16 protein-coding genes are annotated in these 14,995 nt (G+C 44.3%); 12 read left to right on the plus strand and 4 right to left on the minus strand.

Annotation, left to right across the window (positions count from 1 at the left end; translation table 11 throughout):
* The first annotated feature begins 62 nt into the window (after positions 1-62).
* The 5 genes from accD to purF all read left to right on the plus strand — a co-directional run bounded on the left by accD (position 63) and on the right by purF (position 4,972).
* A complete protein-coding gene (accD, locus tag AB4307_RS12730) occupies positions 63-989 on the plus strand; it encodes an acetyl-CoA carboxylase, carboxyltransferase subunit beta (RefSeq protein ID WP_017062348.1) in 927 nt (308 codons plus the stop codon).
* Between the two features lie 42 nt (positions 990-1,031).
* Positions 1,032-2,294 carry a bifunctional tetrahydrofolate synthase/dihydrofolate synthase gene (gene folC, locus AB4307_RS12735; protein ID WP_372132015.1) on the plus strand — a complete coding sequence of 421 codons (1,263 nt, stop codon included), beginning with the start codon at positions 1,032-1,034 and terminating at the stop codon, positions 2,292-2,294.
* Positions 2,295-2,870, plus strand: a complete 576-nt coding sequence (locus AB4307_RS12740) for an SPOR domain-containing protein (RefSeq protein ID WP_017063432.1) — start codon at positions 2,295-2,297, stop codon at positions 2,868-2,870.
* Between the two features lie 61 nt (positions 2,871-2,931).
* Positions 2,932-3,423 (plus strand): CvpA family protein, encoded by a 492-nt coding sequence (locus AB4307_RS12745; protein WP_009848678.1) that lies wholly within the window; start codon positions 2,932-2,934, stop codon positions 3,421-3,423.
* A 34-nt stretch (positions 3,424-3,457) separates the two neighbouring features.
* Positions 3,458-4,972 (plus strand): amidophosphoribosyltransferase, encoded by a 1,515-nt coding sequence (gene purF, locus AB4307_RS12750; RefSeq protein ID WP_017062345.1) that lies wholly within the window; start codon positions 3,458-3,460, stop codon positions 4,970-4,972.
* Positions 4,973-5,072: 100 nt separating this feature from the next.
* On the opposite strand, the gene AB4307_RS12755 is transcribed toward purF, so the two are convergent.
* Positions 5,073-5,948, minus strand: coding sequence for a LysR family transcriptional regulator (locus AB4307_RS12755; RefSeq protein WP_017062344.1), 876 nt, complete (start codon positions 5,946-5,948; stop codon positions 5,073-5,075).
* Between the two features lie 228 nt (positions 5,949-6,176).
* Here AB4307_RS12755 and AB4307_RS12760 point away from each other — a divergent pair, with 228 nt between their 5' ends.
* The 7 genes from AB4307_RS12760 (at position 6,177) to recR (ending at position 12,113) form a co-directional block, all read left to right on the plus strand.
* The gene (locus AB4307_RS12760) at positions 6,177-7,280 is read left to right on the plus strand and encodes a response regulator (RefSeq protein WP_372132017.1); all 1,104 of its coding nucleotides are present in this window, start codon (positions 6,177-6,179) and stop codon (positions 7,278-7,280) included.
* A 148-nt stretch (positions 7,281-7,428) separates the two neighbouring features.
* A complete protein-coding gene (locus tag AB4307_RS12765; protein ID WP_017067606.1) occupies positions 7,429-7,566 on the plus strand; it encodes a hypothetical protein in 138 nt (45 codons plus the stop codon).
* 74 nt (positions 7,567-7,640) lie between these two features.
* Positions 7,641-8,012 carry a YbaN family protein gene (locus AB4307_RS12770; RefSeq protein WP_372132079.1) on the plus strand — a complete coding sequence of 124 codons (372 nt, stop codon included), beginning with the start codon at positions 7,641-7,643 and terminating at the stop codon, positions 8,010-8,012.
* A gap of 161 nt (positions 8,013-8,173) precedes the next feature.
* Positions 8,174-8,719, plus strand: a complete 546-nt coding sequence (gene apt / locus AB4307_RS12775; RefSeq protein WP_017062340.1) for an adenine phosphoribosyltransferase — start codon at positions 8,174-8,176, stop codon at positions 8,717-8,719.
* An 18-nt stretch (positions 8,720-8,737) separates the two neighbouring features.
* Positions 8,738-10,954 (plus strand): DNA polymerase III subunit gamma/tau, encoded by a 2,217-nt coding sequence (dnaX, locus tag AB4307_RS12780; protein WP_372132019.1) that lies wholly within the window; start codon positions 8,738-8,740, stop codon positions 10,952-10,954.
* Positions 10,955-11,106: 152 nt separating this feature from the next.
* Complete coding sequence (locus AB4307_RS12785) at positions 11,107-11,436, plus strand: YbaB/EbfC family nucleoid-associated protein (RefSeq protein ID WP_017062338.1); 330 nt, start codon at positions 11,107-11,109, stop codon at positions 11,434-11,436.
* Positions 11,437-11,513: 77 nt separating this feature from the next.
* Positions 11,514-12,113 (plus strand): recombination mediator RecR, encoded by a 600-nt coding sequence (recR, locus tag AB4307_RS12790; RefSeq protein WP_019823189.1) that lies wholly within the window; start codon positions 11,514-11,516, stop codon positions 12,111-12,113.
* Positions 12,114-12,167: 54 nt separating this feature from the next.
* Here recR and AB4307_RS12795 read toward each other — a convergent pair whose 3' ends face one another.
* The 3 genes from AB4307_RS12795 to AB4307_RS12805 form a co-directional block, all read right to left on the minus strand.
* The gene (locus AB4307_RS12795) at positions 12,168-12,836 is read right to left on the minus strand and encodes an outer membrane beta-barrel protein (RefSeq protein ID WP_136981673.1); all 669 of its coding nucleotides are present in this window, start codon (positions 12,834-12,836) and stop codon (positions 12,168-12,170) included.
* A 373-nt stretch (positions 12,837-13,209) separates the two neighbouring features.
* Complete coding sequence (aqpZ, locus tag AB4307_RS12800) at positions 13,210-13,899, minus strand: aquaporin Z (protein ID WP_017070744.1); 690 nt, start codon at positions 13,897-13,899, stop codon at positions 13,210-13,212.
* A gap of 242 nt (positions 13,900-14,141) precedes the next feature.
* Complete coding sequence (locus AB4307_RS12805) at positions 14,142-14,948, minus strand: endonuclease/exonuclease/phosphatase family protein (protein WP_372132021.1); 807 nt, start codon at positions 14,946-14,948, stop codon at positions 14,142-14,144.
* Positions 14,949-14,995: the final 47 nt, after the last annotated feature.

Genomic DNA, 14,995 nt, shown 5'->3' on the forward strand with positions numbered 1-14,995 from the left:
CATAATTCCCAAATTTATTTCTTTCGCAATCAAGCGGAAGAATCGAAACAAAAAGGTCTTCCATGAGTTGGCTTGAAAAGATTTTAGAAAAAAGCAACATCGTAACATCTCGTAAAGCGTCTATCCCTGAGGGTGTTTGGACGAAATGTACTTCTTGTGAGCAGGTTCTGTACCATGCTGAACTAGAGCGTAACCTAGAAGTATGTCCAAAATGTGACCATCACATGCGCATGAAAGCACGTCGTCGTCTGGATACATTCCTAGACAAAGGTGAGCGTGTTGAACTAGGTGCTGATCTTGAGCCACAAGACAAGCTGAAGTTTAAAGACTCTAAGCGTTACAAAGAACGTATCTCTGCTGCTCAAAAGAACAGTGGTGAAACAGACGCATTAGTTGCAATGAAAGGCGAACTATTGGGTTTACCTATCGTAGCGTGTGCTTTTGAATTCTCATTCATGGGCGGCTCAATGGGTTCTGTTGTTGGTGCTCGTTTCGTGAAAGCGGTAGATGCTGCTATCGAGAACAACTGTGGTTTAGTGTGTTTCTCTGCAAGTGGTGGTGCTCGTATGCAAGAGGCATTGATGTCTCTAATGCAAATGGCGAAAACCAGTGCTGCGCTTGAGCGTTTATCTGCGAAAGGCCTACCGTTTGTTTCAGTTATGACTGATCCAACAATGGGTGGTGTTTCTGCAAGTTTGGCAATGCTTGGCGATATCAATATTGGTGAACCAAAAGCACTGATCGGTTTTGCTGGACGTCGTGTAATCGAACAAACGGTACGTGAAGACCTTCCTGAAGGTTTCCAACGCAGTGAGTTCCTACTAGACCACGGTGCTATCGACATGATTGTTGACCGTCGTGAGATGCGTCAGCGCGTTGCAAGCCTTGTTGCTAAAATGACCAACCAGCCTTCACCATTAGTAGTTTCTGTGAACGATTCACCGAATGAAGCTACTTATGAAGTACCAGAAGCGCCAGAAAAAGGGTAAAGTACCTTCTAACAAACCAACTTAATTATGGTTATGAGTTAGATGAGTCAACAACCTATTCCTCAAGCCACATCCTCTTTGGAGATGTGGCTTGATTATTTATCAAACATCCACACAAGCGCTATTGATCTTGGATTAGACCGAGTTCAGGCCGTCGCCTCTAAGGCAAACCTCACCAAACCTGCTCAACATGTTATTACTGTTGCCGGAACCAATGGCAAAGGCTCAACATGTGCACTGATGGAAGCGATTCTATTGGACGCTGGTTACTCAGTTGGTGTCTACAGCTCTCCTCACTTAATTCGCTATAACGAACGTGTTCGTATCAACGGCCAAGATCTATCTGATGAAAAGATGGTTCAGTCTTTCGATTTCATTGAGAAAGAGCGTGGCGAAATCAGCCTGAGTTTTTTCGAATATGGCACTTTAGCGGCGTTACGTGCATTTCAAACTGAAGCGGTTGATGTTGTGCTTTTAGAAGTGGGTTTAGGCGGGCGTTTAGACGCGACCAATATCGTTGAGCATGATGTTTCTGTGATTACTAGTTTGGCTGTCGACCATGTTGACTGGCTAGGTGATGACATCAATGTGATTGGTTTTGAGAAAGCGGGCATTTATCGTAGCGGTAAACCCGCTATCTGTGGTCAACCCAAGCCACCGGCTACGGTTGCAGCGCACGCTGATGACATTAAGGCTGAGTTCTACCAAGTCGGTATTCAATACACTTATGATGTTGACGGTGATACGTGGAACTGGCGCAGTGGTGCATTCCAACTAGAATCACTACCTATTCCAAGCCTGCCGTTACCTAACGCTGCAACAGCGTTGATGGCATTGGGCACATCAGAGCTTAGTATTAGCGACGTGAACGTGGTTAACGGCATGAAGAATGCGCAGCTTCCAGGTCGTATGCAGCAAATTAGCGAACAACCCGTGATTGTGCTTGATGTGGCGCACAACCCGCATTCTGCTGAGTACTTTGCGCAGCAAGTCGCGAAGAAGTATGCAGGCAAAAATTTACACGTTGTAGTCGCCATGCTTCATGACAAAGATATCCCCGCGACATTGGAAGTATTAGCGCCAATCACAACTCATTGGTATCCAGCTTCATTGCAAGGGCCACGCGCAGCGACAGCTGCTGAATTGTGTCAAGGCCTACCCGAAGGCGTAGAGCAGCATTCAAACCCTGTCACAGCTTTTGAAGCGGCTTTAGCTTCTGTTAAAGGTGACGATGTTGTGTTGGTTGTCGGTTCTTTCCATACAGTGGGTGAAGTGTTGGAGCATTGGCAGAAAAAAGGAAACTAAATGGCAAGTAAATTCCAAAGCCGGTTAGTCGGCACCATCATTTTAGTGGCCATTGGCGTGATTGTATTGCCCGATGTACTAGATGGTAAGAAGCTCCACTACAAAGAAGAGTTTGCAAGCATTCCAATTAAGCCTGAGCTTGATAGTAATGTTGAAGTGTTTGAAGTACTCGATCCCGTTGAAGATCAGATAGCGCTACCGGATTCTCCGGTTGAGCAAGTGGTTGAAAGTGGTCGTACTGATAATTCAAACACGCAAACCGCGTCTTCTTCTAATGATAAAGAAGCAGACAAAGTGGCAGTTGTGGTTAAGCCGGTACCTGAAAAAAATGAATACCAAGACAGTGCTTGGATTATTCAATTGATGGCTTTGAAGAATGCTGACAACGCAAAAAACGTTGTTAAGGATCTGCAAAAGCGCGGTTATCAGGCTCACACCAAGCAAGAAAAAACTTTTACGCGAGTAATTATTGGCCCGGATGTCTCTAAATCCAAACTTGAGCGACAAATTAAGGAATTAGAAAAAATTACGGGTTCAAAAGGCCAGTTGCTCAAATTTAAACCGTTAAATCCATAAGAAAACGTTTGCGTCAGCATTTTTTCTGTTAAAATGCGCGCCAACTTAAGATGAAGAATTCATGAATTGGTTAGATTTTGTCATTTTAGGCGTGATCGGCTTCTCTGCCGTGATCAGTTTAGTTCGTGGTTTCGCTAAAGAAGCCTTGTCACTCGTTATTTGGTTTGGAGCATTTTTTATTGCTAGCCAGTACTACGCTAAATTAGCGATGTACTTCACCAATATCGAAGATGAGATGTTTCGAAACGGAACTGCGATAGCAGCATTGTTTGTTGCAACGTTAGTTGTGGGTGCCTTAGTTAACTATGTCATCGGTCAACTAGTTCAGAAAACAGGCCTGTCAGGTACAGACAGAATCCTCGGTGTCGTCTTTGGTGGCTTACGTGGTGTTCTGATTGTGTCAGCAGTGTTGTTTTTCATGGATGCGTTTACTGCATTCCCAAGTTCTGAGTGGTGGAAGAATTCGCAATTGGTTCCAGAATTTAGTCGAATCATTGCGCCGTTCTTCGAGCATTTACAAGCAACATCTAGTTTCTTATCTGGCGCGCTCTAGCGCCAGTTAATGTCGAAAAATCGAGGATTAGGACATGTGTGGTATTGTTGGAATCGTGGGTTCAACACCTGTAAACCAGTCTATTTATGACGCTTTAACGGTATTGCAGCATCGTGGCCAAGATGCCGCTGGTATTTGTACCATAGAAAGCAATCGTTTCCGTCTGCGTAAGGCGAACGGTTTAGTAAAAGATGTTTTTGAAGCAAAACACATGCAGCGCCTACAAGGTGAAGTTGGTATTGGCCATGTTCGTTATCCTACTGCGGGTAGTTCAAGTGCGTCTGAAGCTCAGCCTTTCTACGTAAACTCTCCTTTTGGCATTACGTTGGCGCACAACGGTAACCTGACGAACGCAAACGAAGTTCGTGAGAAGTTGTTCGAAAAAGACCGTCGTCATGTAAACACAACCTCTGACTCTGAAGTTCTACTGAACGTATTAGCTCATGAGATCGATACTGTTAAAGGTAACGTAACTTCAGATGACGTTTTCCGCGCTGTGGCAAATGTGCATCGTACAATTCGTGGTGCTTACGCCGTAACGGCGATGATCATCGGCCACGGTATGATCGCATTCCGTGACCCACATGGTATTCGTCCATTGTGTCTTGGTAAGCGTGAAGTTCAAGGTAAAACAGAGTACATGGTTGCGTCTGAATCGGTAGCACTCGATGCTGTTGGTTTCGACTTCATGCGCGACGTAGCACCAGGTGAAGCTATCTACGCAACGTTTGACGGTGAGCTTTTCACTAAGCAATGTGCAGACAACCCACAACTAAACCCATGTATCTTTGAGTTTGTATACTTTGCACGCCCAGATTCATTCATCGACAAAATCTCGGTTTACAGCGCACGCGTTGAGATGGGTGAGATGCTTGGTATGCGTATTAAAGAAGAGTACGCAGACTTAGACATTGATGTAGTTATTCCAATCCCTGAAACATCAAACGATATTGCGCTACGAATCGCTCAAGCGATCAATAAGCCATACCGTCAAGGTTTCGTGAAAAACCGCTATGTTGGCCGCACATTCATCATGCCAGGTCAGCAACAACGTAAGAAGTCGGTTCGCCGTAAGCTCAACGCAATTCGCTCTGAGTTTAAAGGTAAGAACGTTCTTCTGGTTGACGATTCTATCGTTCGCGGCACAACATCAGAGCAGATCATTGAGATGGCTCGTGATTCTGGCGCAAATAAGGTCTTCATGGTTTCAGCTGCTCCAGAGGTTCGCTTCCCTAACGTTTACGGCATTGATATGCCGAGCGCGACAGAGTTGATTGCTCATGGTCGTGATAACGAAACGATTTGTAAGCAGATTGGCGCAGACGCCTTGATTTTCCAAACGCTACCAGATCTGATTTCTGCAGTGGGCATGGGCAATCAAGACATCTCTCGTTTTGATACTTCTGTATTTAACGGCGAGTATGTAACGGGCGATATCGACCAAGTGTACCTAGATTTCCTAGACTCTTTGCGTAATGACGACTCAAAGGTTCAGCGTGAGATTCAACAAGATCTTGCTAACTTAGAGTTACACAACGAAGGCGCTTAACTAGCGTTTCGTTAGTCATACAGAGTTTCGCTAGCGATACAGAAAATAAAAAACCAGAGCATCGGCTCTGGTTTTTTGTTTATAGAGAAGGGGATTGACCTTAATGAATGTGGTATGCGATCACAAAATCAATAAACAATCTCACTTTCTCTGGTAGATGGTCTTTGTGGTTATAAAGCATGTAAATATCACGAGGGTTAGCGCTCCAGTCTTCTAAGACTTGCACTAAGCTGCCATCTTCAATGTATTCACGAATCATCACGTCAGGCATCAGGGTGATACCTAGGCCTTCTGAGCACGCTTGTCTTACGACATTAAGCGCATTGGCGTTGAAACGGCCTTTCTCGCTATTCACCACCGTCTCTTCATTCGAATTACTCAGCTGCCACTTAATCAGCGGGTAGCCTTTGAGTAGCGAATGGTTCGCTAGCTCTTCAGCATGGCTTGGAGCTGGGTTCTTCGCTAAGTACTCAGGGCTCGCGATAAGAATATCTTTGACTTCACTGATTTTTCGAGCGATTAGGCTTGAATCACGCTGAGGGCCGACTCGGAAAATTACGTCCCACTCCGTTGGATCCAGCTGATCCGCTTGGTTGTTCATCATCAGCTCAATATTGATATCAGGGTATTGAATCATGAATTCACTGAACATTGGCATCATCATGCGCTTGGTCAGGTTTGAGGGTGCCGTAATACGAATCTTACCGGAAGCGCCTTTGCACACGTCAGTTAACTCTTCTGCAGTAGAAGAGAGACGTTGCAACAGCGGAGAGCATTCATTGAAGAAACGTTCGCCTGCCTCTGTTAAAGAAAGTTTACGCGCGTGTCTATTGAGAAGCCTAAGGTTCAAAGAATCTTCTAAGGCTTGGATGCGTCGTGTGATGGTCGCAACCGGAATCATAGTCTTGCGCGATGTTGCGGTGTAGCTCCCATTTTCAACGACGAGTCGAAAGAGGTTTAAATCATCTAATTTCATAAATCCAGACACATTTGTTTACAATCTCATCTAATTTATACGTAACAGTGAGATCAATGTTTGCGTTACGTCAACTCGTTGCACTATTTACAAGTATTCCAACCCTCGTCACGAATTACCAGTAAAGAGTGCAAATTTGTGTATTTAGCATTTTATTACTAAGTTTTATATTAGTTCTTAGAACAGATAACAATAATAATTCGACTTAGTTTTGTGAGGTTATAGATTATGTACAAAACTCACAGTCAGCCAGTAATGACCTCGGCTCAGGAAGTAATTAACCAAAAATGCGTGATGTTGGTTGATGATGATCCTATTTTTCGCCGTATAACCAGCGCGTACCTAGACAAGGTCGGTTATAAAGTGGTTGAGGCTGAAAATGGACTGGACGCTTTGCAGAAACTTAGAGACTCAGCGCCAGATTTGATTGTGTGTGACTTATCAATGCCAATACTTGATGGCATAGAGCTTGTGGAAGAGCTCAGTTTAGAGTACCCGTCACTGCCTATGATCGTTGTGTCTGGCACTGATGATATGTCTGACGTGGCGAAAGCCTTGCGATTTGGTATTAAAGACTTCTTGGCGAAGCCGTTAGAGGATCACCGTCACCTAGGAAGTGCGATTGCGAATACATTGACAGATTCGTTTGATAACATTTCAGACCAACGAGATTTTTCGAGCCAATGGTTCTGTGTGGATGATGGGGGAGAGATCCCTGAAGACCAAGAACTGCATTGGCACCTGAATTACCTTCAAGATAACCCAAGCGCAGCAAAAGACTTACTGCATGCGCTGCTTCCAGAGAAAGATACGCGACAAGGCTCATGGCGTTGCAGTTACCGGTTACTGCAATCAACAGAGATGATGCCACTTGTGTTTGACTATGCGTGGATGATGAACGGGCAGTTTGCTTTTTACCTCGTCGATTCATCGTCGTCTGATAATGGCGGCTCCGCGACAACATTGTTAGTGAGAGCGCTGTTCCACGATTACATAAGAAACAGAAAAGATTTTAATGTTGATCTCAAAGATATTGCTGAAATCTTAGAGAAGGGGATTCGTTGCTCTAAATGCTCCACCCCAGTGAATGCCTTGTTTGGTGTTGCTGACCTTGCCGAGGGAACCATCTCCATTTTGCCTGCGGGTCTAGACGGGCAATGGTCGAATGGTGAATTGAATCAATATATTGCAGCAGGTGAGCGCTTGGGTGAGAACTGCAAGAAGAACTTTATTACGCGGGACCTTCCGATCGAACAGGGCTGCCAACTGTCGTTGAGCCTACTTGGAGCGGCAAGTCTTAGTTTAGACATACACCAAGGGTCTACTGATTAACCCTATATTTCCTCGGTTTTTGTGAATAATTGATTAAGGTATAGTTGCGCAAATGGTGTGGCTATGCCTTTTTTGTTAAATGTCGATTTAGCAAAGCGGGTTTGGTTCGCCGGATACTTACCTTCACTAACAAAAACAAGAAGCAATCATGGCAGATAACAAAGACTTTCAAGACCCGTTTAATGTATTCTACTTTTTAGGATTTTTAGCCGCATTTTTAATGATTCCATTGCTACCAGCAACACTTACGTTGATCCGTGTATTCAATGGTTACGCAACATTCTAGTTAAGCTGTCGTCGCCGATTGGTGATAGCTAACTCAAGGAGGCCACAATTAGCGTTCGAGTTTTAAGCCTCAATATTGCTGGTAGCCTTTGTATATTTCTCGCAGTTCTAGGGATAGTTTTGCCCGTTCTGCCAACCACTCCTTTTCTCCTTCTTGCCAGCGCATGCTTCATGCGAAGCAATCCGAAAGTTCATAAATGGATGCATGAGCACAAAACGCTGGGTCCTTTGCTGAACAATTGGTATCAACACGGTGCCGTCACCAAACAAGTTAAAACGCGTGGCGTATTCTTTATCTTGTTGAGTTTTGCGTTATCCATCTACTTTGCCCCTATCATTTGGGTCAAGGCTTTCCTAATTTGTGTACTTGTTATTCTTCTCACATGGTTTATGCGACTTCCAACCCATGAGTTGGTTGCTGACAGCAAAGAAAATCACTACCATTAAGCCAGTGTGCCTGCTTGTATAGCGGGCGTTTATTATTTCAGCAATCAGAGTTATGACTCTCGTTGCAATGAATACCAATCGTACCTTTCCTTAATTCCGAGCGTTGATGTTTGATTCGTTAACGAGAGTTTGGAAAGCGGCCTAATGAAGTGCATAAGATTATGAACACAGAAAAAATCTCTCTGATCAAAGCAAGCATCAAAAGCATTCCTGATTACCCTAAAGCGGGTATTTTGTTCCGTGACGTAACAAGCTTGATGGAAGATCCAGTAGCTTACAAAGCGACTATCGACCTGCTAGCGGAAACATACAAGGACATGGGCTTTACTAAGATCGTTGGTACTGAAGCTCGTGGTTTCCTATTTGGTGCGCCTTTGGCACTTGAGCTAGGTGTTGGCTTCATTCCTGTTCGTAAGCCGGGCAAGCTGCCTCGTCAAACTGTGGCACAATCTTATGAGCTTGAGTACGGCACCGACACTCTAGAAATCCATACTGATGCTATCGTTGAAGGCGATAAAGTGCTTATGGTTGATGACTTGCTAGCAACGGGCGGTACGATTGAAGCAACAACAAAGTTGATTCGTCAGCTTGGTGGTGTGGTAGAACACGCTGCATTTGTTATTAACCTTCCAGAAATCGGTGGTGACAAGCGCTTACAAGGCTTAGGTCTAGAAGTGTTTAGCATCTGCGAATTCGACGGTCACTAATCCTTTTCGGAATTATTCATGAGCTATCTTGCGTTAGCGCGAAAATGGCGACCAACCAAATTCAAAGAAGTGGTTGGTCAAGCCCATGTTTTAACAGCATTAGAGAATGCCCTTAGCCAAAATAGGTTGCATCACGCTTACCTATTCAGCGGTACACGAGGTGTCGGTAAAACGACCATCGGCCGTTTGTTTGCTAAGGGACTCAACTGTGAAACAGGCATTACTTCAACCCCTTGTGGTGAGTGTGCAACCTGCAAAGAGATCGATGAAGGTCGTTTTGTTGACCTGCTCGAGATCGATGCTGCCTCACGTACTAAGGTAGAAGATACCCGCGAGCTTCTGGACAATGTTCAGTACAAGCCTGCACGTGGTCGCTTCAAGGTTTACCTAATCGATGAAGTACACATGCTGTCTAGGCACAGTTTTAACGCGCTTCTAAAGACCTTAGAAGAGCCGCCTGAGTATGTGAAGTTCTTGCTCGCAACAACGGATCCGCAAAAGCTTCCTGTGACGATATTGTCGCGTTGTCTGCAATTCCATCTTAAGCCGATTAGCGTTGATAATATCCACGAGCAACTCGATCATATTCTTGAACAAGAAAATGTGACGTCTGAATCTCGTGCGCTTGGAATGATTGCTCATGCCGCTGATGGCAGTATGCGTGACGCTCTTAGCCTAACAGACCAAGCTATCGCATTAGGTAATGGCAATGTAGTGACAGACACTGTTGCTCACATGCTCGGAACACTGGATACCGACCAAGCTATCCACTTGCTTGAAGCGATTAGCAGTAAGCAGCCGCAACAAGCAATGGCGTGTATCCAAAGCCTTGCTGAGAATGGTGTTGAGTGGGACGGTTTGCTGAATCAGCTTGCGACTCAACTGCATCGTCTTGCGATGTTCCAAGCTTTGCCATCTACATTAGATAAGGCACAGCCTGACGCAGAGAAGCTTGAACTACTGAGCAAAGCGCTTAGCCCACAAGACATTCAACTCTACTACCAGATCGTGTTGAAAGGTCGTGAAGACTTACCATTGTCGCCAACCGCTCGCGTTGGTATTGAGATGGTGGTCTTACGCATGTTGGCATTTAGACCAGCTGAACAAGCGGTTGCTACTGCAATCTCGACTCAGTCGGCAAGCCCAGCGCCAGTTCCAGCAGCTCAAGCTCAGAACGTTGCTCAGTCAGTGAGTCAACCTGCGCCAATGGCAGCTCCGAGACAGCCTCAGATGCAACAACAGGCGCCTCAACAGCAAGCTATGCAGCAGCAACCGGTGCAACAGGCTCCAGCACAGTATTCAGATTCTCAAGGTTACGCTGATCATTCAGGTAACCAAGGTTATCCAGAACAGGATTACCCGCATAGCCAGTATGACGCGCCTCCTGCTTATGATGAGCGTCCAAGCTACGGTGCAGATCAGCCTCAGCAGCAACAAACGAATTATCAAAACCAGAGCCCGGTTCAACAGCCAAGCGCTGCACCTTCTGCTCCGCAAGAGCAGCCGGCGCGTGCAACTTCGCCTGTGAGTGGTTTACGCCACCAATTACGTTCTCAACGTAGAGGCAGCTCGGCAACAGAAAACAAAGGCTCGGCGCCAAAAAAGGCTAAAGCGACACCTGCTAAAACTTCAGTTCTTGATCGAGTTGCTCAGCAACACGGTGGTTCTGAGCGGGTGTCGCCAGCTTCTTTATCAGCCTCTTCGACAGAAAATGTGACCAACGATAATGAACCTTATCGCTGGAAACCGTCTAAACCTGTAGTGAAAGAGGTGAGCAAAGAGCTTACACCTACTCAGATCAAGCGTGCGTTAGAGCATATTAAGACACCAGAAATGGTCGACAAATTGCTTCAAGAGTCGATTGCTCAAGATGAATGGTCCGCCACGATTCAAAAGCTAGAGACAGCCAAGCTTGTTGAACAGTTAGCATTGAACTCAGTGTTTGCTAAAAACGACACATCAATCACTTTAACGTTAAGAGCGAGCCAAGCTCACTTGAATACGGACCGTGCACAGAGTGAGCTATTGCAGTCTCTCAATACTGTGCTTGCGGAAGAGTGTCATTTGAGTGTTGAAATCGGTGATGGTGGAGAAACGCCGCTAGAATTACGAGAACGACTGTATCAAGGTAAGTTGAAAGACGCGTTTACCGCGTTGGAAAACGATGCCAACGTACAGTTCATTGAAAGACGTTTTGCCGCTGAACTCGACAGAGACAGCGTTCGTCCTATCTAGAACGTTTTCTTGTTTAGTGACCGGCGTATCATCCCAGATAAGCAAATCTGAGAACTGAACATCGAGGGGTTGAATCACACAGTTTTAACCCCCATTTAAGCTCGTATAGCTTAATTAATTTTAATAAACCAATTAGACCAGAGAGTATTAACATGTTTGGTAAAGGCGGTATGGGCAACATGATGAAGCAAGCCCAGCAAATGCAAGAGCGCATGCAAAAGCTTCAAGAAGAAATCGCAAATATGGAAGTTACAGGTGAGTCAGGTGCTGGCCTTGTAAAAGTAACGATCACTGGTAGCCACAGCGTTCGCCGTGTTGATATCGATGAAAGCCTAATGGAAGACGATAAAGAGATGCTTGAAGATCTTATCGCTGCTGCTTTCAACGATGCGGCTCGTCGCGTTGAAGAAACTCAAAAAGAGAAAATGGCTAGCGTAACTGGCGGAATGCAACTTCCACCAGGTATGAAGATGCCTTTCTAAGAAACTATTTCTAAAGGTTTATTCAAGCTGCGGTTTATCTTGAGTAAATCGTTACTTGAAAATTAGAACGGTTAAATATGCGTACCAGTCATATGCTGGAGCATTTGATGGAGGCCTTACGTTGTCTACCTGGGGTTGGCCCCAAGTCGGCGCAGCGTATGGCCTTTCATTTGTTACAGCGCGATAGAAAAGGCGGCCTACAGTTGGCTGAAGCTCTTAGCCAAGCAATGACCGAAATTGGTCACTGTAATGAGTGCCGTACTTTTACTGAAGAAGATACCTGCCACATTTGTACCAATCCTAAACGTCAGGAAAATGGTCAAATCTGTGTAGTAGAGAGCCCAGCAGACATTGCAGCTATCGAAGCAACAGGCCAATATTCTGGTCGTTACTTTGTGCTTATGGGTCACCTTTCACCACTTGATGGTATTGGTCCAAGTGATATCGGTCTCGATGTTCTGGACTACCGCTTACGCCGTGGTGATATCTCTGAAGTAATCCTAGCGACTAACCCAACAGTTGAAGGGGAAGCGACAGCGCACTACATTGCTGAGCTATGTAATGCCCATGAAGTGAACGCTAGCCGTATCGCTCATGGTGTTCCCGTTGGTGGTGAGCTAGAGCTGGTGGATGGCACCACGCTTTCGCACTCCTTACTCGGTCGTCATAAGATCTAAAAAAGCCGCTCATTGAGCGGCTTTTTGTATTTTTGGGGGAATTGCTAGCGAAAATTAGAAACGGTAATCTACGCTCAGTGTCAACTCGCCGTGGTTTTTCACAGTGTGTGTATCTTTGTAGTGACCATTGTCCCAAGACTCTGATTGAGAAACCGAAGTTGACTCAAACATATGACGGTATTGAAGATCTGCAGACCAATTTGAATTGATCTTATATTGAGCACCTACCTGTAGACCATATGTGAAGTCGGTTTCTTTGTATTTATCTTTAGAAGTTTCTCCGTTGTATTTGTCTTCAAAAGTAAGAGTATTTTGTACAACGCCAGCTGTAGCACCTGCAAATAGTGCAAATTCAGAAGTCAGATAATGTAAATAGTCATACGACGCAAGGTACTCTGACTGCTTTAGGTTTTCAGTATATTTACCATACTCATCACTATCAGAGTAAAGCTCATTGTCACCTGTAAAATTTGCAGTCAACGTTACACGATGGTTTGGTGTTAAGTAAGCACCAGTACGAATACTGAAAGCTGCACCTTTTGCTGTATTTGACTCTTTACCTGACCAGCTATCACCCTCGTAAACTTCAGAGTATTTACTTTCAAACTTTGCATGGTGATAACCAACACCGCCACCAACAAAAAACTCAGGGTTAAGGTCAAGTGCAGAAACTGAAGTTGAAGCTAATGCCAAAGTGCTTAGCGCTATAATTGTTTTTTTCACTGTATATTCCGATAATTTTAGTTATATCGACCACTGCGGTCGAGCGGAATAATACTGGTAATATTTTGTTTTTATTAGCTTTTTTGGTTTTGTTATTGTAATGAGTCATTTCATGTGTATTTGAATACTAAAGAAATATATACAACATTGAGCATGGTTTGTAGGTGTGTTTTAAAGTTTGTGATTTAGAACAATAATTCTACTTCATTAGTGTGAAGTTAGAGCTTTGTATCTAATGGCTTTTGCTATCCACTTGTGTAGCGATGATAATATTGAGTTGCCGGATAGAGGTGGTTGATTCTTTAGGAATATGTAATCAGTTAAGCTGCTTCAATAGATTAAACTTAACTGATTACAATAAGTTAGTTGTACACTAATCTGAACCTCTCACCGCTTTGTATATCATCGCGCCAATCACGGCACCAATAATCGGTGCAACCCAGAATAGCCATAATTGCGAAACGGCCCAGTCACCGACAAATACAGCCACGCCGGTACTTCGAGCAGGGTTCACAGAAGTATTGGTTACGGGAATACTGATAAGGTGAATCAAGGTCAAACAGAGACCAATTGCGATCGGTGCAAACCCAGCAGGGGCTTTCGAATCAGTCGCGCCCATGATCACGAACAGGAACACCATGGTCATGACCACTTCACAGACCAGTGCAGCGGTAAGTGAATAGCCGCCCGGTGAGTGTTCACCGTAACCATTTGAAGCAAAGCCAGATGCCGCAGCGTCAAAGCCTGCTTGGCCTGAAGCAATCACGAATAACACACCACCCGCGATAATACCGCCAATGACCTGGGCAATAATATAAGGTGCGACGTCTTTGGCATCAAAGCGACCACCGCTCCAAAGACCTATTGTAACAGCAGGGTTGAGATGACAGCCGGATATATGGCCAATAGCAAAAGCCATGGTGAGTACGGTTAAACCAAACGCGAGGGAAACCCCGAGTAAGCCGATACCTACATCGGGAAAAGCAGCGGCCAAGACGGCACTACCACAACCCCCTAACACCAACCAAAATGTACCGAATATTTCTGCGATATACCTATTCATAACGATCCTTATTAATCTGTACCAGTATCAACAAGATAGTTTAGATTTCGCAGAAGTGTGAAATCTTGTGTATATAGTTGAAAGAAAGAACAGAGAATCTTATGTAATCACTTCGAACTCGCACTAAAGATCGTTAAGGTCAGTCGTATTCTATCGCTATTTTAGCAAGTAAGAGTGACCTGATAATTAGCCGTATTTGTGTCAGTATTCTTTTTATTTAAACTACGATGAGTTGATAAAAATTAAGTAAGTTCTACTTCTACCAACACCCCAAAGTGATCTGATACAACCGGATAAAAATCGTGATTAAAAATCACCTTATGCTGCTTTACCACTACAGGCTGATTACTAAGTACTAAATCAATGCGTAACGCTTGGCTATTTTGCTCCCAACCATCAATGTTTTTAATGACAGTGGTTCCATCATCTTTGATTTCAGCAACTTCATAACAATCCATCAAACCGCGTTGTAATACGTAATCATAGCCTTCATTACGTATATGGCTTGGGTTGTTGAAATCGCCTAATAGAAAGCTCAACTCTGTTGGTAAAGTTGCCTTGATTCGGTCGAACTGATCCTCAAATGAGTTCTCTGAGTCATTCCACCAGCCACAATGACAATTATAAAGATTAAAATCACCCTGTTGAGAGGTCACTTTAATACGCACTGCTCGCCGATGTTTCCAAAAGCTCACATCATAGTTATCACTTAAATCAATGACCTCATGTTCGACAATCGGTAGTCGCGTTAAAAATGAGAGCCCCTCTTGATATACTTCATAACTTTGATGAACGAAATCCCACGTAAGTTGGTAGTGATGACCGTATTCCATGAGTTTTTTCTGTAATAAATAACCATAGTTATTCGCCAACATAGTGTGATTGGTTAATATATTGGCATCAACGGCCGGGCTATCTTGATGTTGATTCACTTCCTGTAATGCAACCACATCGCACCCTTGCTCGATAATGGCTTGCGCGACCACATCTAACTTTTCTAGCTGTTTTTCTTCTTGCCAACTGTGGGTATTTAGTGTCATTAACTTCATTATTATTCACTTATTTATTCTAGTGAGATAAAACGCAGCGCAAGGCT

The organism is Vibrio sp. 10N.261.52.C2, assembly GCF_041471425.1.
GTDB lineage: Bacteria > Pseudomonadota > Gammaproteobacteria > Enterobacterales > Vibrionaceae > Vibrio > Vibrio crassostreae_C.

Bases quoted from the DNA above. Each gene is read 5' to 3' on its own strand.
- accD (WP_017062348.1), top strand. From the start codon at position 63: ATGAGTTGGCTTGAAAAGATTTTAGAAAAAAGCAACATCGTAACATCT.
- folC (WP_372132015.1), top strand. From the start codon at position 1,032: ATGAGTCAACAACCTATTCCTCAAGCCACATCCTCTTTGGAGATGTGG.
- AB4307_RS12740 (WP_017063432.1), top strand. From the start codon at position 2,295: ATGGCAAGTAAATTCCAAAGCCGGTTAGTCGGCACCATCATTTTAGTG.
- AB4307_RS12745 (WP_009848678.1), top strand. From the start codon at position 2,932: ATGAATTGGTTAGATTTTGTCATTTTAGGCGTGATCGGCTTCTCTGCC.
- purF (WP_017062345.1), top strand. From the start codon at position 3,458: ATGTGTGGTATTGTTGGAATCGTGGGTTCAACACCTGTAAACCAGTCT.
- AB4307_RS12755 (WP_017062344.1), bottom strand. From the start codon at position 5,948: ATGAAATTAGATGATTTAAACCTCTTTCGACTCGTCGTTGAAAATGGG.
- AB4307_RS12760 (WP_372132017.1), top strand. From the start codon at position 6,177: ATGTACAAAACTCACAGTCAGCCAGTAATGACCTCGGCTCAGGAAGTA.
- AB4307_RS12765 (WP_017067606.1), top strand. From the start codon at position 7,429: ATGGCAGATAACAAAGACTTTCAAGACCCGTTTAATGTATTCTACTTT.
- apt (WP_017062340.1), top strand. From the start codon at position 8,174: ATGAACACAGAAAAAATCTCTCTGATCAAAGCAAGCATCAAAAGCATT.
- dnaX (WP_372132019.1), top strand. From the start codon at position 8,738: ATGAGCTATCTTGCGTTAGCGCGAAAATGGCGACCAACCAAATTCAAA.
- AB4307_RS12785 (WP_017062338.1), top strand. From the start codon at position 11,107: ATGTTTGGTAAAGGCGGTATGGGCAACATGATGAAGCAAGCCCAGCAA.
- recR (WP_019823189.1), top strand. From the start codon at position 11,514: ATGCGTACCAGTCATATGCTGGAGCATTTGATGGAGGCCTTACGTTGT.
- aqpZ (WP_017070744.1), bottom strand. From the start codon at position 13,899: ATGAATAGGTATATCGCAGAAATATTCGGTACATTTTGGTTGGTGTTA.
- AB4307_RS12805 (WP_372132021.1), bottom strand. From the start codon at position 14,948: ATGAAGTTAATGACACTAAATACCCACAGTTGGCAAGAAGAAAAACAG.